The 20,558-nt window shown below is 41.8% G+C and carries 26 protein-coding genes, 1 tRNA gene and 1 pseudogene; 16 read left to right on the top strand and 12 right to left on the bottom strand.

Annotated features, from left to right (window positions below; all coding sequences use genetic code 11):
• A pseudogene (locus tag ACTF5Q_RS05710) lies at positions 1-188 on the bottom strand (UDP-2,3-diacylglucosamine diphosphatase); the annotation flags it as partial.
• Positions 189-525: 337 nt separating this feature from the next.
• Between ACTF5Q_RS05710 and ACTF5Q_RS05705 the strand changes: the two are divergent.
• Both ACTF5Q_RS05705 and ACTF5Q_RS05700 read left to right on the top strand, forming a co-directional pair.
• Entirely contained in the window at positions 526-975 is a 450-nt protein-coding gene (locus ACTF5Q_RS05705) for a GFA family protein (RefSeq protein ID WP_438953690.1), read from the top strand.
• A 98-nt stretch (positions 976-1,073) separates the two neighbouring features.
• Complete coding sequence (locus ACTF5Q_RS05700; RefSeq protein ID WP_153697240.1) at positions 1,074-1,361, top strand: hypothetical protein; 288 nt, start codon at positions 1,074-1,076, stop codon at positions 1,359-1,361.
• 219 nt (positions 1,362-1,580) lie between these two features.
• Here the strand turns inward: ACTF5Q_RS05700 and ACTF5Q_RS05695 are convergent, their stop codons facing one another.
• The 8 genes from ACTF5Q_RS05695 to ACTF5Q_RS05660 all read right to left on the bottom strand — a co-directional run bounded on the left by ACTF5Q_RS05695 (position 1,581) and on the right by ACTF5Q_RS05660 (position 6,631).
• Positions 1,581-1,958 (bottom strand): nuclear transport factor 2 family protein, encoded by a 378-nt coding sequence (locus tag ACTF5Q_RS05695; protein ID WP_438953689.1) that lies wholly within the window; start codon positions 1,956-1,958, stop codon positions 1,581-1,583.
• A 308-nt stretch (positions 1,959-2,266) separates the two neighbouring features.
• The gene (locus ACTF5Q_RS05690) at positions 2,267-2,692 is read right to left on the bottom strand and encodes a plastocyanin/azurin family copper-binding protein (protein WP_438953688.1); all 426 of its coding nucleotides are present in this window, start codon (positions 2,690-2,692) and stop codon (positions 2,267-2,269) included.
• A 198-nt stretch (positions 2,693-2,890) separates the two neighbouring features.
• The gene (locus tag ACTF5Q_RS05685; RefSeq protein ID WP_438953687.1) at positions 2,891-3,049 is read right to left on the bottom strand and encodes a hypothetical protein; all 159 of its coding nucleotides are present in this window, start codon (positions 3,047-3,049) and stop codon (positions 2,891-2,893) included.
• Positions 3,050-3,183: 134 nt separating this feature from the next.
• Complete coding sequence (locus ACTF5Q_RS05680) at positions 3,184-3,447, bottom strand: hypothetical protein (RefSeq protein WP_438953686.1); 264 nt, start codon at positions 3,445-3,447, stop codon at positions 3,184-3,186.
• Positions 3,440-3,898 carry a DAK2 domain-containing protein gene (locus ACTF5Q_RS05675; protein ID WP_438953697.1) on the bottom strand — a complete coding sequence of 153 codons (459 nt, stop codon included), beginning with the start codon at positions 3,896-3,898 and terminating at the stop codon, positions 3,440-3,442. The genes ACTF5Q_RS05680 and ACTF5Q_RS05675 overlap by 8 nt, the downstream gene beginning before the upstream one ends.
• Before the next feature lie 502 nt (positions 3,899-4,400).
• Positions 4,401-4,476 (bottom strand) — tRNA-Thr (locus ACTF5Q_RS05670).
• Between the two features lie 71 nt (positions 4,477-4,547).
• Positions 4,548-6,089 (bottom strand): ABC transporter permease, encoded by a 1,542-nt coding sequence (locus ACTF5Q_RS05665; protein WP_438953696.1) that lies wholly within the window; start codon positions 6,087-6,089, stop codon positions 4,548-4,550.
• Between the two features lie 287 nt (positions 6,090-6,376).
• On the bottom strand, positions 6,377-6,631 hold the full coding sequence (locus ACTF5Q_RS05660) for a DUF2312 domain-containing protein (protein WP_438953685.1): 255 nt from the start codon (positions 6,629-6,631) through the stop codon (positions 6,377-6,379).
• A 103-nt stretch (positions 6,632-6,734) separates the two neighbouring features.
• On the opposite strand from ACTF5Q_RS05660, the gene ACTF5Q_RS05655 reads away from it, so the two are divergent.
• The 14 genes from ACTF5Q_RS05655 to aat all read left to right on the top strand — a co-directional run bounded on the left by ACTF5Q_RS05655 (position 6,735) and on the right by aat (position 19,357).
• Positions 6,735-6,953 carry a hypothetical protein gene (locus ACTF5Q_RS05655; RefSeq protein WP_438953684.1) on the top strand — a complete coding sequence of 73 codons (219 nt, stop codon included), beginning with the start codon at positions 6,735-6,737 and terminating at the stop codon, positions 6,951-6,953.
• A 63-nt stretch (positions 6,954-7,016) separates the two neighbouring features.
• The gene (locus ACTF5Q_RS05650) at positions 7,017-7,880 is read left to right on the top strand and encodes an MBL fold metallo-hydrolase (RefSeq protein ID WP_438953683.1); all 864 of its coding nucleotides are present in this window, start codon (positions 7,017-7,019) and stop codon (positions 7,878-7,880) included.
• 37 nt (positions 7,881-7,917) lie between these two features.
• Entirely contained in the window at positions 7,918-8,343 is a 426-nt protein-coding gene (locus ACTF5Q_RS05645) for a YeeE/YedE family protein (RefSeq protein ID WP_438953682.1), read from the top strand.
• Positions 8,340-8,771, top strand: a complete 432-nt coding sequence (locus tag ACTF5Q_RS05640; protein WP_438953681.1) for a DUF6691 family protein — start codon at positions 8,340-8,342, stop codon at positions 8,769-8,771. The genes ACTF5Q_RS05645 and ACTF5Q_RS05640 overlap by 4 nt, the downstream gene beginning before the upstream one ends.
• Positions 8,772-8,791: 20 nt before the next feature.
• Positions 8,792-9,229 (top strand): TIGR01244 family sulfur transferase, encoded by a 438-nt coding sequence (locus ACTF5Q_RS05635; RefSeq protein WP_438953680.1) that lies wholly within the window; start codon positions 8,792-8,794, stop codon positions 9,227-9,229.
• Between the two features lie 161 nt (positions 9,230-9,390).
• Positions 9,391-10,746, top strand: a complete 1,356-nt coding sequence (locus ACTF5Q_RS05630) for a substrate-binding protein (protein ID WP_438953679.1) — start codon at positions 9,391-9,393, stop codon at positions 10,744-10,746.
• Between the two features lie 103 nt (positions 10,747-10,849).
• Positions 10,850-11,881 carry a branched-chain amino acid ABC transporter permease gene (locus tag ACTF5Q_RS05625; protein ID WP_438953678.1) on the top strand — a complete coding sequence of 344 codons (1,032 nt, stop codon included), beginning with the start codon at positions 10,850-10,852 and terminating at the stop codon, positions 11,879-11,881.
• 2 nt (positions 11,882-11,883) lie between these two features.
• Positions 11,884-13,080, top strand: coding sequence for a branched-chain amino acid ABC transporter permease (locus tag ACTF5Q_RS05620; protein ID WP_438953677.1), 1,197 nt, complete (start codon positions 11,884-11,886; stop codon positions 13,078-13,080).
• 10 nt (positions 13,081-13,090) lie between these two features.
• Positions 13,091-13,849: an ABC transporter ATP-binding protein gene (locus tag ACTF5Q_RS05615; protein ID WP_438953676.1), complete on the top strand. Its 759-nt coding sequence runs from the start codon at positions 13,091-13,093 to the stop codon at positions 13,847-13,849.
• 11 nt (positions 13,850-13,860) lie between these two features.
• A complete protein-coding gene (locus ACTF5Q_RS05610; RefSeq protein WP_438953675.1) occupies positions 13,861-14,598 on the top strand; it encodes an ABC transporter ATP-binding protein in 738 nt (245 codons plus the stop codon).
• A gap of 63 nt (positions 14,599-14,661) precedes the next feature.
• Entirely contained in the window at positions 14,662-16,605 is a 1,944-nt protein-coding gene (acs, locus tag ACTF5Q_RS05605) for an acetate--CoA ligase (RefSeq protein WP_438953674.1), read from the top strand.
• A gap of 173 nt (positions 16,606-16,778) precedes the next feature.
• A complete protein-coding gene (accB, locus tag ACTF5Q_RS05600) occupies positions 16,779-17,267 on the top strand; it encodes an acetyl-CoA carboxylase biotin carboxyl carrier protein (protein WP_438953673.1) in 489 nt (162 codons plus the stop codon).
• A 9-nt stretch (positions 17,268-17,276) separates the two neighbouring features.
• Positions 17,277-18,623: an acetyl-CoA carboxylase biotin carboxylase subunit gene (gene accC / locus ACTF5Q_RS05595; protein ID WP_438953672.1), complete on the top strand. Its 1,347-nt coding sequence runs from the start codon at positions 17,277-17,279 to the stop codon at positions 18,621-18,623.
• 92 nt (positions 18,624-18,715) lie between these two features.
• Positions 18,716-19,357: a leucyl/phenylalanyl-tRNA--protein transferase gene (gene aat, locus ACTF5Q_RS05590; RefSeq protein WP_438953671.1), complete on the top strand. Its 642-nt coding sequence runs from the start codon at positions 18,716-18,718 to the stop codon at positions 19,355-19,357.
• Here the strand turns inward: aat and ACTF5Q_RS05585 are convergent.
• From ACTF5Q_RS05585 to ACTF5Q_RS05575, 3 genes are read right to left on the bottom strand one after another with little or no spacing between them, the layout of a single operon-like run.
• Positions 19,306-19,692, bottom strand: a complete 387-nt coding sequence (locus ACTF5Q_RS05585; protein WP_438953670.1) for a DUF2155 domain-containing protein — start codon at positions 19,690-19,692, stop codon at positions 19,306-19,308. The two genes, aat and ACTF5Q_RS05585, sit on opposite strands and share 52 nt — an antisense overlap.
• Positions 19,692-20,141: an outer membrane lipid asymmetry maintenance protein MlaD gene (mlaD, locus tag ACTF5Q_RS05580; protein WP_438953669.1), complete on the bottom strand. Its 450-nt coding sequence runs from the start codon at positions 20,139-20,141 to the stop codon at positions 19,692-19,694. Before mlaD ends, ACTF5Q_RS05585 begins: the two co-directional genes overlap by 1 nt.
• A 13-nt stretch (positions 20,142-20,154) precedes the next feature.
• Entirely contained in the window at positions 20,155-20,538 is a 384-nt protein-coding gene (locus tag ACTF5Q_RS05575; RefSeq protein WP_438953668.1) for an NADH:ubiquinone oxidoreductase subunit NDUFA12, read from the bottom strand.
• Between the last annotated feature and the right edge of the window lie 20 nt (positions 20,539-20,558).

Genomic DNA, 20,558 nt, shown 5'->3' with positions numbered 1-20,558 from the left:
CAATGGATTTTCCCGACATGCCAGAAGTCAAATATATCTCCAACCAGATAAATTGTATCTACACGACACTCCCTCAGGAATTCGATTATTGCTTCCGGCTGGCAACCCCGCGCTCCCAGATGTAGATCTGAAATAAAAAGGGTTCTGTGAGATTTTACCTGATCTTTATTCGCAGATGGATATTGCAAGTACCCCTCTCCATTCCTACTCCAGCAAACTTACCTCTTTTAATTTACAACATATTGTTACCTTTTTATGACTGTTACATAAATATTGTGTGACATTAGCAATTTCGAGCCAATAGATAATCTGCCATGCGGTGATGATATATATCCGTGTTTCACCTAGTACGCGTACTCGTTCAGCACTCTTAAAAATATCTACGGCTGCCGCCCCACCCTAAAAAGAGAGCACCTTAATGTGTCTCAGGGTGTGTTGTGAGAGCATTTAAAGCAAGGGTAGTAAGCAATGCTTGAAGTGAATCAAACTAAGTGCTCTGTTGCTAGAAAAGCATGGAGAAAAAATATGCCCAAACATACAGGTGGATGTCTGTGCGGCAAAGTCCGTTTTGAACTCAGCAATGATCCAGAAGTGGCCTATGGCTGTCACTGTCGGTTTTGCCAGAAAGCCACAGGCACAGCGTTTCGCTCTGGTATGAGATATAAAAAAGGAAACGTTTCGTTAAATCACGCTGATCTAAAAACTTACATTTACACCAGTCCTGAACACGGTCGATCATTGAACGTTCACTTTTGCCCATCGTGTGGAACCACGGTAACAGTCACCACGGAACGTTTTCCTGAAGCCCAAGTGATGATGTTGGGAACATTGGACGACCCATCATCCATAACAGTGGATATGCACATGTTTGCAGATGAAGGTATGAAGTGGGTATCCTTCGGAGAAGATGATACGGTTTACGGCAAACATCGTCTTAATTCTGATGGCACTCCTGCAACGCCATTGAATGTTTGATAATGTTAACCAATGAAAAAGCTACTAGTTATACTGTCTGTTGTTCTCTTTGCTAATCAGGCGAGTGCAAGCGCAGATCAAGTTTATAGGAGTTAAAGTTGAATATAGTTACAGTCGTAAAATATAAGGTAAAAGATGGATATGTTGATGACTTCATAAAGGCTATTAACGAATATGATTACTCAAAAGCTCTTTCTATGCGTTTGATTTCCACTAGCGACAATGAGTTCATAAGCATTATGGAATATGATGAAATAGATAAAACAGGTGATGATGAAGTAGATGGAGTTAACTGGCTAGACACCGTAGAACATATGCTCGAGTTCTATGGAGAGAGCAGGACAGATTCATGTTCTGGCTTGGTGTTGGCTGCATATGACCAATAACAACTACTAACCCTACAAGCTACGATACACCGACATCCTGCTAATGTTTAACTGCTTGGCTATAAGCAACACCCTATCTGTGTAAGAGTACAACTACGTATATCCGTCACTTGCGAAGGGTCCTGCGTGCCCACCGCCTAAAATGAGAGCACCTTATTTAGCCTCAGGGTTATTACTAATTCTCTACCCAACCGTACTCGGCCATACAACTAGCAATATTCACATTGGTTTTAACGTCATTGCCCACTTTTGACTATCATCGAAGATGTGCATTTCTTTGACTTTGCCATCCTCCACAACATGATGGTGCCCTACAGACATTTCTAAACCATCAGCTTTAATTGTCCCCATGGTAAAAACATTATTTCCTTCAGCAAACATTTTGACCTTTTCAAAGGCCACACCATCGGGAAAGTGCTTTCCAACACGTGCCATCATTTGCGTCATTAAAGCGTCACGACCATGATACGTACCTGACACAGCATGCATACCATTCATCACACAGATGCAATCCTCTGAAAAAACAGAGGCAAATTTCTCCATATCACCACTAGCAAATGCATCGTATATGACTTGGACAGTTTCTTTGGGGGTCATTACTTTTCTCCTGTTTATCTAAACAGAGGATAATCATCCAATTGTAACAATCGTTTATAGTGTAGATACTGTACTTGAATTCCAATTTCCCTACCCAACTCACAATACCCCTGCTCACTCACAAAGGCGCTTATTTGGATCAGTTCGTTTGCTACGAGTTTAGCGTCTTATATTGCATGATTTTTAACTTTGGGTTTTCTTATTTTAACAAAGAGGAATTTTACGCTTTATCAGAAAAGCAGCATGCCAAAGCTTGCCCAGTAAATGCCTTCAGACCTGCAATTAATGACAACTCGTTTTGGACTGGATTAGCCCAGTTGCTCCATTAGTTCAGCAAGTTTCTCCTGAGCTTTTTTACCGCGAACTTTGGCACCTGATATATCGTTTTGACCGTCACCTACAACGACTACACCCAGCATACCCATCGTTTTGTGGGGTGTGCACTGGTATAAATAAACCCCTGGAGTATCGAATGTAATGCTAACGTCTTTACTTAATTTTGATTTCTTCGGAATATCATATCCATCTGGCGCAGCAATTATCTCAACATTGTGGCCCTTGGATGTTGGTACCCATGTGACCGAATCGCCAACATCCATACGTACCACGTCCTGTGAGTATACCATTTTCGCACCATCGTCGCGTTTGTTCAGCATATCTACGGTTATGTCGGCGGCCTGTGCAGAAAATGCCGGTGTAAAGATTAGTGCCGCTGTAGCTAAAATGTTTTTCATTGTCCTATCCTCTAAAAATTTTGTAATTACCGCTTGCGCGTTAACGTCACCGTAAAGCGAGCGCGCAGTTGAAATATTATAGTGAGCCTACCAATCTAACGAATGCTGAAGAAGCAGTGATATTAGCCGTTGAAGGTAGAGATGGGGCTAGTTAAACTGCCCAAACTATTTTATATAAACTAAAGCTTTTCAACAATTTTACCTTGTTTGAACCCAATGGTCACTGGTTGCGCACAGAGTTGATTTTTTGTGAGATGGATTGTCTTTCAATCGATCTGTAGCCCTAGCGGATATGTATGCAAGCACACTAAAGGTTCCAAGTGTGCCAAACGCCAATATAGTCATGAGTTCACCCATGTTGTTCTCCTGTAAAATAATTAAAACATTACCTGTTTCGTCATATAAAATAATCAATTAAAAAAATTATTTTATATCTAAGTATTTTAAATAAACATTTGTTTTCATATACTTAGAATATATGTGGCATGCTGTCACATAATTAACGAAAGAGAACTGCGGCAAGTAGAAAATACAACAGAAGTCCTATCCAACCAAAGCTTGAAGCGAACAATGCCACTGCAAAAATAATTAGCACAGTAAAGGTTATTTCCGCATAAGTACGGTGCTTTTTCTGTTGTTGGGATACCGGACTCTTGAATTGCACTCGAAATCTGCGATCTAGAAAACTCGAAGGGCCATTGACACTCTACCGCATGAAAGCCGTCGCGCGCTGCGCCGCCGATCCGTTCAACCATCTAAGGGACCGATAATTCGCAACACAGCGACCATCCCTGGATCCTCTAGACCTATCGATTTGTCTGCAAACATGCGTGCGCGGCCAATCTTGTTAGGCAGACCTCGGAAATCCTTTATGGCTTTGACTGCAGCTTGGTGAGCTATCTCGTGCAAATTGCATGAAACACCTCTCGCCGCAATCTCTGCGCGAATGGCCTCCAGAGAATCCAGTGCCGTTTTATCTCCAAGGTTGCTGCGACCGCGGGACAAAAGCGCCTTGTTAACTGTGTCAATGTAATCGACGACCTCACAGGCTTCGATTTTGTCACGACCGACTGTCTCTTTTCCTATCGTCATGAAAGCCACGGCCATGAGAGTCCCGAAGCTAGAACCTGACGCGCGGGAGCAAGCCATCGCGCATGCTTTGAAATGATCGCTAGGTGTGCCCGAATAGTTTCGGGCTCTGCTCAGTACGAGTGATTGGTACGGCCTGCTGATATATTGTTCGACCGATACCCTGAGTTAAAATCATTAAAAAGCAAATAAAAGTATATCGCGCACAGGCGCACTTCGTAAAATTGGCTAGCAGCCTTAACACACCTTCATGACAAACATGACAAAACTCACCTTATCCACCGTTCTATCGATATATGCGCCACCTCCCCACTACGCCTGATAAAGGGGAGTTTGTCATTTCTGTTGTTGGATAACGCTAGGATACGGTAATTTCGCAAAATCAGTGAGCACTGGTATGGATTGCGTTTAGTCACGCAACTGGGACTCAATACAACAAGCCCCTTTCACACAAAAAGGCACAGGTAGCGAACGGGCGCGCGCGCGTTGCAAATGTGGTGCTGTAAATCAAGTAGCCAATAACGCTAAATAACGTAATCAGAACATCATTTGTCTGGCTCATTGTCTGGCTGAAAATTAGATCAAATTAACGCATATTTGGCTAAGTCATTGATTTGAATGGTGCCCCCACACGGACTCGAACCGCGGACCTACTGATTACAAATCAGTTGCTCTACCAGCTGAGCTATAGGGGCACATCGGCGTCATTAAATAAACACTGCGAAATTAGCAAGATTAAAAATAAATTTCTTTTGAGTTTGTCTTTCTACTTCAGTCTATTCGCCCTTGCCAGAAGGACTACAGCACAGAGTCCTACCAACGAAATATATATTGCAGCAGGTGCGGCATTCACCAAATCCTCGAGACTGGCTTGCTCATGTACACGAGTAGACAAGGTATTAAAGTTAAATGGTCTTAATAACAAAGTTGCCGGCAATTCTTTTACACAATCGACAAAAATCAAAAGCATCGCAGAACCGAGTGAGCCTTTTATTATTGGCAAGTATATTCTTTTTAAAATAGATGCTCTATTTTTCCCCAGAGATCGTGCTGCATGCTCCAAATTTGGAGAAATTCGCCCAAGTGCTGCTTCTGTTGCTCCCTGACCAATCGCGAAAAACCTTACAATGTACGCAAGGATTATTGCAAACGAAGTTCCAGTAAAAATTAAACCTACATCAATTTGCGTTAAATAATAAATCGCATCAGCTAAGGCATTATCCAAGGTTGCAAGCGGAATTAGTATGCCAACACCAAGAACAGCTCCGGGCACGGCGTATCCAATTGTTGTCACCGGCATTGTGACTTTTGGCACTTTACCTTTGATCGATTTCATTCCAAAAACCATAAAAATGCTCAGAATTACTGTAAAAATGGCTGCGATTGTTCCAATAAATACTGTATTAAATGTAGCATCGATTAATCCTTTATCCATAAACAATTGAGGATTACTCATGGAATGCTCAAGTAAAATTATCAGCGGCAATGCAAAGCCCAATAAAACTGGCGCTAGACAAGATAAAAAAGCCAAAATATTTGATAAACCCCTCAACCTAATTTTCTGGACTGCCTTTTGCTTCGAAGACATGTTGAAGAATTGCATTTTCCTTCTGGAAAGTTTTTCAAGGCTAACCAGCAAAATCACCATCGTTAAGACCACACAAGCAAGCTGTGCTGCACCGCCTACATTACTTGATTGCAACCAGACACTAAATATACCAGTAGTAAGTGTTTGAACAGCAAAGTAATCTACTGTTCCAAAGTCATTTACTGTCTCCATCATCACAATAGCTACCCCTGCAGCTATCGCTGGTCGAGCAAGTGGTAAGTTTATTTTGAAAAAACGCTGCGATGAAAGTGCCCCCAAGGAACGGGCTACTTCTTCAACACTTGAGGTTTGGTCTCGGAATGCTGCTCTCGTTAACAAGTAAACATAGGGGTAAAGAGATAAGCTTAATACGAAAACAGCCGCCCCAAAAGATCTAATCTCAGGAAACCAATAATCTCTGGCACTTGACCAACCAAAAACACCCCTAAGAACTGACTGAACTGGACCCGCATACTCTAATAAGTCAACTAGAGCGTAGGCTCCAACATATCCTGGGATAGCCAATGGCATCAGTAGCGCCCATTGCAACCATCTCGACCCAATAAACCTGTACCTGACTACAAACCAGGCCGTCAAAGTTCCAATTACTCCAGCGATGGCGCCGACAGATATCATAAGTAGAACTGTAGTAGAAATGTATCGCGGTAGAGTGGTGGCAATTAAATGAGGCCAAATATTATTGGCTGGGAAAAGTGCCATAAAAATGACTGATACTATTGGTAACAATATAAGCGCCGAAATAGATAATGCGCAGATCGCCCAACCAGCATTGGCATTCACTAATAATTTATTTTGACCAGATATGGACGAATTTAAAAAAGCCAATTTTGAATTCCAAATAATAGGTAAGCTAGTTAAAACTTTGAGCGCAAACCTAGTGATAGATGTATAAGAATGTAAATATTAATGTACCATAAATTTTGTCGCAGCAATCTGCAAGTTGCTAGCAATTCATGTCTATCTTAAGGCTCTATCAATTCAATAGTTTACATACCTAGAGCTGATTTATACATACTAAGAACAGCCTCTTCCTCAGCCAAATCCTGCAAATCTCTTCTTCTAAGCACAACTAATTTTCGCAAAATCTTTGTATCATAACCTCGACCTTTAGCTTCAGCCATAACCTCTTTTTGTTGATCTACGATACTTCGTTTTTCTATCTCTAGATTTTCGAACCTTTCAACGAACTGTCTTAACTCATCAGCTGTAACTCGATATGCACTACCACTATTCTCATCCATAATTAATTCCCTTTTTTGTTGTCCGGGTTACTCTGTGGTTGTAAATATAACAAGGTTTCGAATAAGCTTTTTATAATAATTTTTTTAACAGTAGTTGAGGCACATGATATTTGTACTTGTTTGGGGAGGAGCGGCATTATCAATATTTGGATTAATTGGTCTATTATTCAGTATGTATAAGGTTGCGTTGGCTAAAAAAAAGGGTTCATCAGATGAAGAACTACGTGAGTCTATTCAAGCAGCGATGCCCCTTAACTTAGCATCCTTATTTCTGTCGGTTTTAGGCTTAATGTCAGTTACCATCGGAGTTCTAGTTACCTAATAAAGAAATTGATTCATATTCAAAATTTGATATATGTTATATAACACTATAAAAGAGGAATGTATGGCACCCGATATTACATCATTTTTTGACGAAGCTACCAATACTATTTCGTATATTGTTTGTGATCCCAATGGTTCAGCCTGCGCTATAATCGACAGTGTCTTAGATTTTGATTTTGCTTCAGGTCGCACTGATACAAGATCTGCCGACAAACTGATAAACTTCGTAAAAGAAAACAAACTTGATGTGCATTGGCTCTTAGAAAGCCATGTACACGCCGATCACCTTTCAGCTGCGCCGTATATTCAGATGGAAGTTGGTGGAAAAATTGGCATTGGATCACATATTACCGATGTCCAAAAAACCTTTGGAAAAATTTTTAATGAGGGAACAGAATTTCAACGTGATGGCAGCCAATTTGACAAGTTATTTGTAGAGGAAGATACGTTTCATATTGGACAGCTGCGAGGAGACGTTTTGCACACTCCTGGTCATACACCAGCTTGTATGACTTACGTAATCGGTGATGCTGCGTTCGTTGGAGATACCTTATTTATGCCTGATTTTGGAACCGCAAGATGCGATTTTCCGGGTGGATCTTCAGAAAACCTTTTCTCGTCAATCCAGAAAATTTTATCCCTTCCTGATGCTACTCGTATTTTTGTTGGTCATGATTACAAGGCACCAGGTCGTGAGCATTATGCATGGGAGACCACCGTGGGCGAGCAAAAGAAAAAAAATATTCATATTAAATCAGGAAAATCGAAAGAGGATTTTGTTAAATTGCGAGACGAGCGTGATGCTAAACTTGCAATGCCTAAGCTTATAGTTCCCTCACTTCAGGTAAATATGAGGGCAGGTAATATGCCTGAGCCTGATGCGCAAGGCGATGTGTTTCTAAAAGTTCCAATTAACAAAATGTAATTGAATACCAACTACGCCGAAGGATTGAAATAATCAAATGATTATAGACTGGATTTATGGACTAGTGGGTGGGCTGTTGATTGGCCTAGGTGGGTTAATATTACTAATTTTTAACGGGCGTATTATGGGAGCGAGTGGAATTTTAGGCCAGCTAATCGAAGGCAAACAGGACACGGAAAACCTTGAGAGAATTGTATTTTTAATTGGAGTTATCGCTGCTCCTTTGATTATATTACAATTTTCAGATTTCAGCACAACAAATGTGACCAGTAATACGATCCAGCTTGTCCTTGCTGGGCTATTGGTTGGCGCGGGCACAAGGATTGCTAATGGGTGTACATCTGGCCATGGGGTTTGCGGCATATCGCGTTTGTCGTTACGGGGCCTGCTAGCAACTGCTGTCTATATTTCTGCAGGCGCCCTGACAATGGTAACTCTGAGGACTTTTTGGGGATTAATATGATTAGGTTACTAGTATCTTCTGTATCGGGTTTGTTCTTTGGTTTTGGCCTTTTAATTTCAGGGATGACAGACACCGCAAAGGTACAAGGTTGGCTTGATATATTGGGCCAGTGGGACCCAACATTAGCTTTTGTAATGGGGGGAGCTATGATTCCAATGGCTGCAGCGTGGGCTATCATTGCTAAGAAAGCACCCGTATTCGACTTAAGCTTTTCTATGCCATCAAACAAAACAATCGATTTTAAGTTACTATCCGGGTCAGTTTTATTTGGCATGGGATGGGCGTTAGCGGGCCTATGTCCAGGACCGGCCATCGCGGCATTGGGTTTTGGAGGTAATGGAATTATTCTGTTTTTTGTCTCAATGATAGTTGGTATGATATTAACAAAACCAATGCGAATGGGATCAATATCAACTGCAGATGGCTAGGTCAGTTAGGAATAGCAAAATTGAATACTATCTTTATTGATAAAAACTATCACGTTTCACCACAAATTGAACCACATCAAATCGCGGAAATTGCTGAGAAAGGTTTCGTTAAAATCATTTGCAACAGGCCTGATGTAGAAGTTCCAGACTCGTATAACAGCTCACTGATGGCAAAGTTAGCAACGGAAGTAGGAATTGATTTTGAAGTGTTAGAACTTACACATCAGACGATGACCGTTGAAAATGTTAAAAAACAGAGAGAATTTTTTATCAATGCAAACGGACCTGTACTGGCATATTGTGCGTCAGGTACGAGGTGCAGTGTCATATGGGCTTTGGGTGAGGCAATGTCAGGAACAGATGTAAATTATATTTTAGATCAAGCAGCAGCCGCGGGTTACAATTTAAGCGGGTTGAATTCATCACTCCAGAGCTTGTCAGAAAAAAATACTCAATAGTTTGAATGTTTTATTATTTTTGGTAAATTTCATTATTGTAAAAAATATTTGTTGGTCATATTGACACACCCGTTGTTCAGATTATCTCTCTCGAACGCATGGGCGACCATGTCCGAACACATTTATATCAAGTGTGATTATATTATATTACGGAGGAATATATGACTAAAACTAACCTTACACGCAGAAGTGTAATGCAGACCGGTGCCGTCGCGGGCGCAGGGTTGGCTCTGCCGACTATTTTAACAGCAGGAAGCCACGCAGGGTTCGCTAATGCCCCAACAGGTTCAACTGTAACATTAGGATTTAATGTTCCACAGTCTGGACCCTATGCAGATGAGGGAAATGACGAGCTAAAAGCTTATAAACTTGCAGTAGAACACTTAAATGGTGAAGGCGACGGCGGAATGCTGCAAACTTTCAGCTCAAAGGCCTTAGATGGTACAGGAATTTTGGGCAAAAAGGTTGAATATGTAACTGGCGACACGCAAACTAACGCCGATGCGGCGCGTGCTTCAGCACGCTCTATGATCGAAAAAGATGGTGCCATAATGATCACCGGTGGATCTTCTTCAGGGGTTGCTGTTGCGGTGCAATCACTGTGCCAGGACGCTGGTATAATCTTCATGGCTGGTTTGACACACTCAAACGATACTACTGGCAAAGACAAAAAAGCGAATGGGTTTAGACATTTCTTCAACTCATACATGACGGGGGCGGCACTTGCGCCTATACTGGCAGACCGTTACGGTGCTGACAGGAAAGCATATCACCTCACTGCAGACTATAACTGGGGTTACACGACTGAAGAAGCTGTTCGAAATTCAACAGAAGCACTAGGATGGGAGACTGTGGCAGCAGTGAAAACTCCACTGTCACAAACAGACTTTTCATCGTATGTAGCTCCTGTTCTTAATTCTGGGGCAGACGTTCTTATTCTAAATCACTATGGCGGTAATATGGTTAATTCGCTTACATCTGCTGTTGAGTTTGGTCTAAGAGCTGCGCAAGCTAACGGTAAAAATTTCGAAATCGTTGTACCATTATATTCCCGTCTCATGGCGAAGGGCGCAGGTAAAAACGTTGCCGGTATCTTTGGAACGACTGGATGGCATTGGTCATTGGAGAATACCGCAGGCTCCCGATACACCGGAACAAATGCATTCGTTAAATCGTTTGGTGAAAAGTATGGTTACCCGCCATCTCAGGCAGCACACACATGTTACTGCCAGGCATTACTTTACGCAGATGCAGTGCAACGTGGAGGCTCATTCAATCCGTGCTCCGTTGTTGAAGCCCTTGAAGGTTTTGAATTCGATGGCATGGGCAATGGCCCAACACTTTATCGCGCTGAAGATCACCAGTGTATCAAAGACGTTTTGGTCGTTAGAGGGAAAGAGAACCCTGCGAATGACTTTGACTTACTTGAGCTTGTGGACATCACGCCTGCGGAAGCAGTCACTTTTGACCCTGCAATCTTTGGCGGAAACTTGGGTTCGTGTAATCCAGGCGCATAATTTTAATAAGGGCTCCCATATTAAATGGGGGCCTTTTTCCCTTTTACGGTGAAATATTATTTAATAGTGGATGGGTACCTTATACGCCATTCTTGGGGGTTTTATGGACCAAATTATTCTTCAGATACTTAACGGTTTAGACAAAGGCAGTGCTTACGCTCTAATTGCGCTTGGCCTTACTTTAATTTTTGGCACACTCGGAGTAGTAAACTTTGCCCATGGCGCTCTGTTTATGCTTGGAGCTTTTTGTGCCATCACATTTAATCGCATCCTAACAATTTCTCATGTAGTAGTAGATGAAACTCAAAAAGATTTTCTTGGTAATCCCTTAAAAGTTGATATTCCGTATATTTACGATTGGTTTGGGGAGAGCACAGGTCAAGCGCTAATAAATTGGTCAGTCCCACTAGCTATTCTCTTTGCGATACCGGTCATGATTATAATCGGCGTAGTAATGGAACGGGGCTTAATTAAACATTTTTATAAGAGACCGCATGCTGACCAAATTTTAGTCACTTTCGGCCTCGCTATCGTACTGCAAGAAATTGTTAAATATTATTTTGGTGCCAATCAAATTCCTAATCCAGCCCCTGAAGCATTCACCGGATCATTTGATTTTGGCGCAGCCGTAGGCCTAAAAGCAGGTTCGATTATTTATCCATACTGGCGAATAGTGTACTTTAGTTTTGCAATGTTACTCATTGGATCGGTGTTTGCATTTTTACAATTTACGACTTTTGGTATGGTCGTTCGGGCTGGTATGGCGGATCGAGAAACAGTCGAACTCCTTGGAATAAATATAGACAAAAGATTTACTATAATGTTTGGCGTTGCGGCCGCTGTTGCCGGCCTAGCTGGTGTTATGTACACACCGATCAACTCTCCAAACTACCATATGGGCATGGATTTTCTCGTCATTTCATTTGTTGTCGTCGTTGTTGGAGGTATGGGATCACTACCTGGAGCTGTAGCAGCTGGCCTTCTTCTTGGCATATTGGAAAGCTTTGCTTCTATGAGACAAGTTATCGAAGCTCTGCCAGGTATTAATCAGGTTGTGATTTATCTTGCAGCAATTGTCATTCTATTGACACGACCCCGCGGTTTGATGGGCCGAAAAGGCGTCATGGAGGAATAATCATGTTAGGACTAAATAGAAAAGATGCCAGTTTATTGCTTATTGTGGCTATACTCGTCGCTTTAGCGCCAATATTTTTGAACCCTTTTCCTGAGCAATCAGGATTAGCGCAGTTTAACGCTGGGTACCCAGATTTAATGCAACGCTTTGTGATATTTGGTATATTTGCAATTGGCTTCAATATCTTGTTTGGACTAACCGGATATTTGTCGTTTGGGCATGCGGCGTTTCTTGGAGCGGGATCTTATGCTGGTGTTTGGATGTTAAAACTACTCACCATAAATGTTATTCCAGCCATAATTATTTCAACTGCTGTGGCGGGAATATTTGCACTATTCATCGGCTTTATTTCATTACGTCGATCGGGTATTTATTTTTCCATATTAACACTAGCATTTGCACAAATGTCGTACGCTCTGGCTTACTCGGTCCTAACTCCGATTACGGGAGGAGAGACAGCTCTGCAAACCAGCCTTAACGACCCACGAATTTTAGACGGCGGCAATACATCTGGAAATATTCCTGCTCCGTCTATATTTGGATTGCAAATGAGCGATAGCATTCAGGTAGCGTTGGGGGGGTGGTTATGGACCTTTAACGTAGGATACTACCTTGCAGCACTTGTAATGTTATTTTCATTCTATCTATCAATTAGGATTTTCAGATCTCCATTTGGAATTATGCTTCGTGCTATCAAATCAAACCAACAAAGATTAAATTATACTGGGTTAAACACCAAACCCTACATGCTGGCATGCTTCGTTATATCTGGAATGTACGCCGGTTTGGCGGGTGGTTTAATGGTTTCGATGGATCCTCTTGCCGGGGCCGAAAGAATGCAATGGACAGCTTCGGGAGAAGTTGTCCTGATGACCATACTTGGTGGCGTTGGTACATTAATCGGTCCGGTACTTGGCGCTGGTTTAATACAATACCTTGAAAACATTTTTTCGAAAATCAATGACAACATTTTGCATCAGTGGTTTGCGTTTCTGCCAGACGGGGCCGAAGATTTTTTTGTGTCGATTATTTACCCATTCGTAGGCAAAGGGTGGCACCTTACTTTAGGACTAATGTTCATGGCAGTGATTATCTTTTTACCTGGCGGATTAGTGGAACTTGGGCAGAAGTTGGCTTCTATTTTTAAGAAGAGAGGTTCAACACCAAGTAACAATCCAAATACAGAACCTGCGGAATAGAGGAAAATACATGGGAATCCTAGAGGTACAAAATGTAGGAAAGCGCTTTGGCGGATTACAAGCGCTGCAAGATGTAAATCTGAGCGTCAAAGAAAACACAATTCACGCGATAATAGGTCCAAATGGTGCAGGCAAGTCGACTTTGCTAAATTGTCTTGTAGGCAAACTTATGCCCGATACTGGTACGGTCCAATTTGATGGAAATTCAGTTCTTGGAAGATCTCCTTACGAGATAAACCAGATGGGAATATCTCGCGTTTTTCAAACACCTGAAATATTTGGTGATTTGACTGTAATGGAAAACATGATGATCCCAATTTTTGCCAAGAGGGACGGATCATTTGCATTGGATGCATTATCAGATTTCATGAAGCACAAGGATATATTGGAAGCTGCTGAAAAAGTCTTAGAAGAGATGAATATGTTAAATAAGCGGTCGATGCAGGCATCGTCTATGTCCAGAGGGGATAAAAGACGTTTAGAAATTGGAATGTGTTTAAGCCAAGAACCTCGCTTACTTTTATTGGATGAACCAACGGCTGGCATGGCTCGTGCTGATACTAACAATACAATAGACTTGTTGAAGCAAATCGGTGATGAGCGCGATATAACAATTGCGATCATTGAGCATGATATGCATGTGGTTTTCTCGTTAGCCAATAGGATTACAGTCTTGGCGCAAGGAACTCCATTGGTCGAAGATGTACCAGATAAAATTAAGGGACATCCAAAAGTAAAAGAGGCCTACCTTGGTGAAACGGCGCATTAGGGAGATACTTGATGAGTAAAAATTTAGCCTTAGAAACACATGCACCAGCATATTTATCTGTTCACGATATACACGCTTACTATGGCGAAAGCTATATTGTACAGGGTGTAAGCTTCAATGTGCATGAAGGGGAGATACTTGCGCTTCTTGGTCGAAATGGGGCAGGAAAAACCTCAACCCTAAGAACTATAGCAAGATTAGACAATCCTGAGCTTTTAAAAGGCGAAATATGGCTAGATCATAAAAATTTGCATGCCATGAAAAGCTATGAGGCTGCAACTAATGGAATTGCGTTAGTACCAGAAGATCGGCGTATAATTCCAGGGCTGTCAGTGGAAGAGAATATTCAACTCGCGCAGATAGCTGAACCGATAGGCTGGGGCCTCGATAGAATATACGATCTTTTCCCTCGACTAGGCGAGCGAAGAAAGCAAGAAGGGACTACTTTATCAGGAGGAGAACAGCAAATGCTCTCAATAGGTAGAGCCCTAGCGAGAGACATCAAAGTTTTACTTCTTGACGAACCCTATGAAGGACTAGCCCCTGTAATTGTTGATGAAATTGAAAAAACTTTAAACGTGATTAAAGAACAAGGTATCACGACCGTTATTGTGGAACAGAATGCTGTAAGGGCTTTAGAACTTGCTGATCGGTCAGTTATACTAGATACAGGTGGCGTCGTCTTTGACGGCACTGCAAAAGAAGTTTTAGATAACTCAGAATTACGCGCAGAATACCTGGCAATCTAAGAAATTTTTCTGGAAAGACAGTTCCATAGCTGTTTAAATAATAAAAAGTAACAGGAAAGTAAAATGTCTGATCAAATTTACCCACCAAGCGCGGACTTCGTTGCAAACGCTAAAATTAAGAAGTCAGACTATGACAATATGTATGCCGAGTCCATCAATAACCCAGATGACTTCTGGAGCGTACATGGTAAACGTGTTGATTGGATTAAACCATATTCAAAAATTAAAGATGTTGATTATTCCTACCCTAATGTATCTATAAAGTGGTTCGAGGACGGTCAACTAAATGTATCGGCAAATTGTATTGATAGACATCTAGAAGGGCGTGCAGAACAAACTGCAATCATATGGGAAGGTGACAATCCAGATGATAGCAAACACATCAGTTATTCTGAACTTCACCGCCAGGTATGTAAACTATCAAATGTTTACAAGAAACTTGGTGTTAAGAAAGGTGACAGGGTAGTACTCTATATTCCAATGATACCAGAAGCAGCATATGCGATGCTGGCGTGCGCAAGAATTGGAGCAATTCATTCAATTGTCTTTGCAGGCTTTTCCCCTGAAGCATTAGCGTCTCGCATAGAAGATTGTGGAGCGTCACTACTAGTTACAGCTGATGAAGCACCTCGCGGAGGCAAAATAACACCACTTAAAACAAATGTGGATAAAGCTTTAAATATTTGTGGTGACATCACGACTCTTGTCGTTGAAAGAACAAACGGCGATGTGCCAATGAAAAATGACCGTGATTATAGCTACAGCGCTCTTATGGCGGATGCATCAGAAGATTCTACTCCCGAGGCGATGAAGGCGGAGGACCCCCTTTTTATTTTATACACGTCTGGTTCAACTGGAAAACCCAAAGGCGTTTTGCATACGTCGGGAGGCTATCTAGTTTGGGCATCGTTAACACACGAGTATGTTTTTGACTATCATGACGGAGATATATACTGGTGCACAGCAGACGTAGGATGGGTGACTGGACATAGTTATATCGTTTATGGGCCACTGGCAAATGGTGCCACAACGGTAATGTTCGAAGGAGTACCAACTTACCCCGATGCATCTCGTTTCTGGCAAGTTTGTGACAAACATAAAATTAACCAATTCTACACAGCACCGACAGCGATACGAGCATTAATGGGGCAAGGCTCCAAATTTGTTGAAAAATGTGACTTATCGTCGTTAAAAGTGCTTGGAACTGTAGGTGAACCCATCAATCCTGAGGCTTGGAATTGGTATAATGAAGTAGTGGGTAAAGGCAGGTGTCCAATCGTTGATACATGGTGGCAGACCGAAACTGGAGGCCATTTACTTACTCCCATACCTGGTGCAATTGCTACGAAGCCAGGGTCGGCTACCTTCCCATTTTTTTCGATACAACCAGTAATTCTCGATCCTCAAACCGGTCAAGAATTAACAGATAAGGAATGTGAGGGCGTATTGTGTATAAAAGACAGTTGGCCCGGCCAAATGAGAACTGTTTATGGTGATCACGAGAGGTTTATCAAAACCTATTTTTCAGATTATAAGGGTTACTATTTCACAGGGGATGGATGCCGCAGAGACGCGGATGGTTACTACTGGATTACTGGACGCGTAGATGATGTAATAAACGTTTCAGGGCATCGAATGGGAACTGCTGAAGTAGAGAGTGCGTTAGTCGCTCACGAACAAGTTTCCGAGGCGGCAGTTGTGGGTTACCCTCACGATATAAAGGGACAAGGAATATACTGTTACGTCACTTTAATGGCAGGTGAAAAACCGACAGAAGAATTACGAAAAGAGCTTCGTGACTGGGTCCGTAAAGAGATCGGTCCAATTGCATCACCGGACTTGGTTCAGTGGGCACCCGGTCTGCCCAAGACGCGTTCAGGGAAAATAATGCGCCGCATTTTAAGAAAAATTGCTGAGGACGATTTTGAGAGTTTAGGAGATACTTCTACTTTAGCTGAACCAGCTGTTGTTGAGGACTTAATCGAAAACCGAATGAATAGAAAGTAAAGCGTGAGATTATATCACGATAGATTGTGAAATTCGTAGGCTTTAATAAAATTCTTCCCTTTTATTGCAAAAACTGGCACACGCAGTAGCGTGTTCGCCCCTTTTCTTTGATCATTCTTTAATTTAGTTGTAATATGAAAGGATAGGGCAAAATTGCGTCGTATAGGAATAACATGACAAAAAAAAATCGAGATCAGGACGTAGAATTTATTCAATCGCTAGCCAAACTTCTGAACCAAAATAAGCTAACAGAACTGGAAGTAAGCCGCGAATACGGGGAAACAGATAAGATAAACGTGCGGGTCAGTAAGTCTGGATCACCACAAGCTTATCAGGTTGCAACACAACAACCCAGTATGGCTCCTGCTATAGCACCGATTGCGCAAGAAGGATCTTTGGATCAAAATATCAATGACCCAGTTTCACATCCGGGAGCCGTTACCTCACCAATGGTGGGTACAGTCTATATGCAAGCGGAGCCTGGAGCTGAGCCGTTTATATCTGTTGGAAGTTCAGTGTCGGAGGGAGACACGTTGCTGATCGTCGAAGCAATGAAAACAATGAACCAAATTCCATCACCAAAGTCAGGGACAGTTAAACGCATATTTGTTGAAGACGGTGCTGCAGTTGAATTTGGATCACCATTAGTCGTTGTGGAATAAGAGCACCGAATGTTTGACAAAATTTTAATTGCGAACCGTGGCGAAATAGCACTCCGGGTCATTCGCGCATGTCAAGAAATGGGCATTCAAACAGTGGCAGTGCACTCTACTGCAGACAGTGATGCAATGCATGTTCGTATGGCTGATGAGAGTGTATGCGTTGGACCTCCTTCGGGTCTAGAGTCTTATCTCTCAATGCCAGCTATCCTTGCAGCATGTGAAATATCAGGCGCACAGGCAATACACCCAGGTTATGGATTTCTTTCTGAAAATGCTAACTTTGTTCAAGCGGTGGAAGATCATGGGCTTAAATTCATCGGACCAACTGCCAAACATATTCGAATTATGGGTGATAAGATTACAGCAAAAGATACTATGAAGGAACTTGGGGTACCATGCGTGCCTGGATCTGAAGGCGGTGTAGATAGCCTAAATGATGCGCATGGAGTAGCAGCAGATATCGGATATCCAGTGATTATCAAGGCAACTGCGGGTGGCGGTGGTCGAGGAATGAAGGTTGCCAGAACTGCTAAAGAACTAGAAAGTGCTTTCTTAACTGCTAGGGCGGAAGGCAAGGCTGCTTTTGGCAATGACGAAGTTTATATAGAGAAATATCTCACAACTCCCAGACATATAGAGATACAGGTCTTTGGTGATGGCAAAGGTAGAGCTGTACATTTGGGTGAACGAGACTGTTCACTTCAGCGACGCCATCAAAAAGTTTTAGAGGAAGCGCCAGGCCCTTGTATCTCAGACAAAGAACGGAAGTTAATTGGAAAAACATGCGCAGATGCAGTTGCTAAAATTGATTACATTGGTGCCGGCACCATCGAATTTTTATATGAGAATGGAGAATTTTACTTCATTGAAATGAACACACGACTTCAAGTTGAGCACCCAGTAACGGAGGCCATATTTGGCGTGGACTTAGTGAGAGAACAAATTTGCGTTGCATCAGGACAACCACTTTCATTTGTACAGGAGCAGCTTGAAATAAATGGCCATTCAATCGAAGTACGCATTAATGCTGAAAAATTACCTAACTTTTCACCTAGTCCGGGAAAAGTAACCGCTTATCACGCTCCCGGTGGACTTGGAGTAAGAATGGATAGCGCAATTTACAATGGCTACTCAATTCCACCTTACTACGATAGTCTTATCGGAAAATTAATCGTTCATGGTGAGGATAGAAAAGAAGCAATAGCACGTTTAAGACGAGCTTTGGGTGAATTAATCATAGATGGTATAGACACTACTGTTCCATTATTTGAAGAGCTTCTTAATGAGGATGATATCGTAAACGGTGATTATAATATTCATTGGTTAGAGAAGTGGTTAGATAGTAGATTCAAGTAGGGATCTATTCCGAGCTATTTAATTATACATTTGCTTTGTATCGGTTTGTTTGCCAATCTCAAGGCACATAACAATACTGAAGTAATTATTGTATGACTGGAGAGCTGACACCAGACATTCTGCTATCCGCATATCGTGCGGGTATTTTCCCTATGGCCGAAAGTGCGACCGACGAAAACATCTTTTGGGTAGATCCAAAATATAGAGGAATTATGCCACTGAATAACTTCCATGTTTCAAAGTCTTTACGACGAGCAATATTAAAACTGGATTATCAAATTTCCGTAAATACAAGTTTTAAGGAAGTAATAAAAATGTGTGCTGAGAGACCCGAAACATGGATTAATCATGATATACTAACCAATTATTGTCTATTACACCAAATCGGCCATGCGCATTGCCTTGAAGTTTGGTCTGACAAAAAACTAGTTGGAGGTATATACGGCGTATCGATTGGAGCAGTATTTTTCGGTGAAAGTATGTTTTCAAAAAAAAATAATGCATCTAAAATAGCGCTTGCTTATTTAGTAGATAGACTAAAAAAAACAGGCTTTAAACTTTTTGATACTCAATTTTTAACACCACATTTGGCCAGCCTGGGTGCTATTGAAATTCCAAAGACAAAGTACAAAGTTTTGTTATTCCAAGCAGTTGAAAAAACTGCAAATTTCAATGCAAACGACTATTCACCCGATGCATCAGCCATAGCGCAACGAAGGGCCCAAACATCATAACGGGCATGGTCCAAAGGGTTCAATGCAGGTGAAGAGGCTATCATCCATCCGTCAAAGATATTTTTCTGCTCTGGATCTTCACTTATTACCAGACGTACGAACGCATCTCCTGCAGGATTATTTAGAGGAAAACGGCAACCTTTTAATAGTACTGATAGGGTTCCAAAAATAGCAGTATCTCCAGAATAAAGTGGAATGTCTTTTACCTTCCCACTAACTTTATCCAGTCCCCTTAGGATGGCTCCATCTGCAATTTCCGTTTTTACTTCTTGGGATACCAAAAACCCTGGCAAAAAGAGACTAAAAATTAAAAACCAAAGAACTGGTTTAAACATTATTCATCCTTGCCAGTGACAAACTTCATAAGTAATGAAATGAAACTTACTGCACCCTGCGTTTCACCAAACTCTGAACCATCTGTCATAAAGTCGAAGGATCCGCCTGGTAGTATTTCAACAAAACTTCCACCCAAAAGTCCTTCAGATGATATAATTGCAGCACTATCATCAGGCATCTGGTATTCTGGCTTTATAGACAATCGAGCAATAGCCTGAAAAGTTTCTGGATCTAAACTCAAATTTGAGACACTACCAATTTTAACTCCGGCTAGCCGGACATCTGTCCCAACCGTAATACCTTCAGCTGACCTAAACTTCGCATTAACTGTATACTGACCAGCGCTGAATCCAACGTCTGAGAACCTCCAAAGGAAGACCGCAAAGATGATTGCGATACCTAGTACCATTGCCCCGACGATTGTCTCTGCTACATTCCTCGACATCATTCATTCTCTTATGTCACTGTGGAATCCATGGTTCATAATCAGCAGCTTTTGTTTCTTTCGCACTCCGCATTGATCCAGAAGGTGCATAAGCTAAAGGAGATCCTGTCAAATTCTCCTGATGCGGTTTCTCCCATTTCTTTTTCACGACACTTTCTTCGGATGGTGGTTTATCCCAAGTTTTGTGAAGCCATCCATGCCATTCTGGACTAACCCTGCTAGCCTCCACTTCTCCATTATAAATGACCCATCTACGATTATCTTGACGATCACGGAAGTACAAGTTCCCCTGATCATCTTCTCCAACCTTTACACCTTTTCTCCAGGTAAAAATTTGTGTTCCAATTGTCTGACTGTTCCACCAGGTGAAAATTCGCGAAAAGAAACTTCCTAGTCCCATAAAATTCTCCAGCAATATTT

Source organism: Candidatus Salinivivens marinus, from assembly GCF_965655845.1.
In the GTDB taxonomy this organism is placed as follows: Bacteria; Pseudomonadota; Alphaproteobacteria; order Rhodobacterales; family Rhodobacteraceae; genus Salinivivens; species Salinivivens marinus.
The sequence above is the reverse complement of the archived record's forward strand: the minus strand, read 5'-3'. Positions and strand labels throughout refer to the sequence as shown.

Bases quoted from the DNA above. Each gene is read 5' to 3' on its own strand.
- ACTF5Q_RS05685 (WP_438953687.1), bottom strand. From the start codon at position 3,049: ATGGGTGAACTCATGACTATATTGGCGTTTGGCACACTTGGAACCTTT.
- ACTF5Q_RS05665 (WP_438953696.1), bottom strand. From the start codon at position 6,089: ATGGCACTTTTCCCAGCCAATAATATTTGGCCTCATTTAATTGCCACC.
- ACTF5Q_RS05640 (WP_438953681.1), top strand. From the start codon at position 8,340: ATGATTAGGTTACTAGTATCTTCTGTATCGGGTTTGTTCTTTGGTTTT.
- ACTF5Q_RS05655 (WP_438953684.1), top strand. From the start codon at position 6,735: ATGATATTTGTACTTGTTTGGGGAGGAGCGGCATTATCAATATTTGGA.
- accB (WP_438953673.1), top strand. From the start codon at position 16,779: ATGACAAAAAAAAATCGAGATCAGGACGTAGAATTTATTCAATCGCTA.
- accC (WP_438953672.1), top strand. From the start codon at position 17,277: ATGTTTGACAAAATTTTAATTGCGAACCGTGGCGAAATAGCACTCCGG.
- ACTF5Q_RS05630 (WP_438953679.1), top strand. From the start codon at position 9,391: ATGACTAAAACTAACCTTACACGCAGAAGTGTAATGCAGACCGGTGCC.
- ACTF5Q_RS05625 (WP_438953678.1), top strand. From the start codon at position 10,850: ATGGACCAAATTATTCTTCAGATACTTAACGGTTTAGACAAAGGCAGT.
- aat (WP_438953671.1), top strand. From the start codon at position 18,716: ATGACTGGAGAGCTGACACCAGACATTCTGCTATCCGCATATCGTGCG.
- ACTF5Q_RS05695 (WP_438953689.1), bottom strand. From the start codon at position 1,958: ATGACCCCCAAAGAAACTGTCCAAGTCATATACGATGCATTTGCTAGT.
- ACTF5Q_RS05705 (WP_438953690.1), top strand. From the start codon at position 526: ATGCCCAAACATACAGGTGGATGTCTGTGCGGCAAAGTCCGTTTTGAA.
- ACTF5Q_RS05680 (WP_438953686.1), bottom strand. From the start codon at position 3,447: ATGGTTGAACGGATCGGCGGCGCAGCGCGCGACGGCTTTCATGCGGTA.
- ACTF5Q_RS05645 (WP_438953682.1), top strand. From the start codon at position 7,918: ATGATTATAGACTGGATTTATGGACTAGTGGGTGGGCTGTTGATTGGC.
- mlaD (WP_438953669.1), bottom strand. From the start codon at position 20,141: ATGATGTCGAGGAATGTAGCAGAGACAATCGTCGGGGCAATGGTACTA.
- ACTF5Q_RS05650 (WP_438953683.1), top strand. From the start codon at position 7,017: ATGGCACCCGATATTACATCATTTTTTGACGAAGCTACCAATACTATT.
- ACTF5Q_RS05615 (WP_438953676.1), top strand. From the start codon at position 13,091: ATGGGAATCCTAGAGGTACAAAATGTAGGAAAGCGCTTTGGCGGATTA.
- ACTF5Q_RS05575 (WP_438953668.1), bottom strand. From the start codon at position 20,538: ATGGGACTAGGAAGTTTCTTTTCGCGAATTTTCACCTGGTGGAACAGT.
- ACTF5Q_RS05585 (WP_438953670.1), bottom strand. From the start codon at position 19,692: ATGTTTAAACCAGTTCTTTGGTTTTTAATTTTTAGTCTCTTTTTGCCA.
- ACTF5Q_RS05690 (WP_438953688.1), bottom strand. From the start codon at position 2,692: ATGAAAAACATTTTAGCTACAGCGGCACTAATCTTTACACCGGCATTT.
- ACTF5Q_RS05660 (WP_438953685.1), bottom strand. From the start codon at position 6,631: ATGGATGAGAATAGTGGTAGTGCATATCGAGTTACAGCTGATGAGTTA.
- ACTF5Q_RS05620 (WP_438953677.1), top strand. From the start codon at position 11,884: ATGTTAGGACTAAATAGAAAAGATGCCAGTTTATTGCTTATTGTGGCT.
- acs (WP_438953674.1), top strand. From the start codon at position 14,662: ATGTCTGATCAAATTTACCCACCAAGCGCGGACTTCGTTGCAAACGCT.
- ACTF5Q_RS05610 (WP_438953675.1), top strand. From the start codon at position 13,861: ATGAGTAAAAATTTAGCCTTAGAAACACATGCACCAGCATATTTATCT.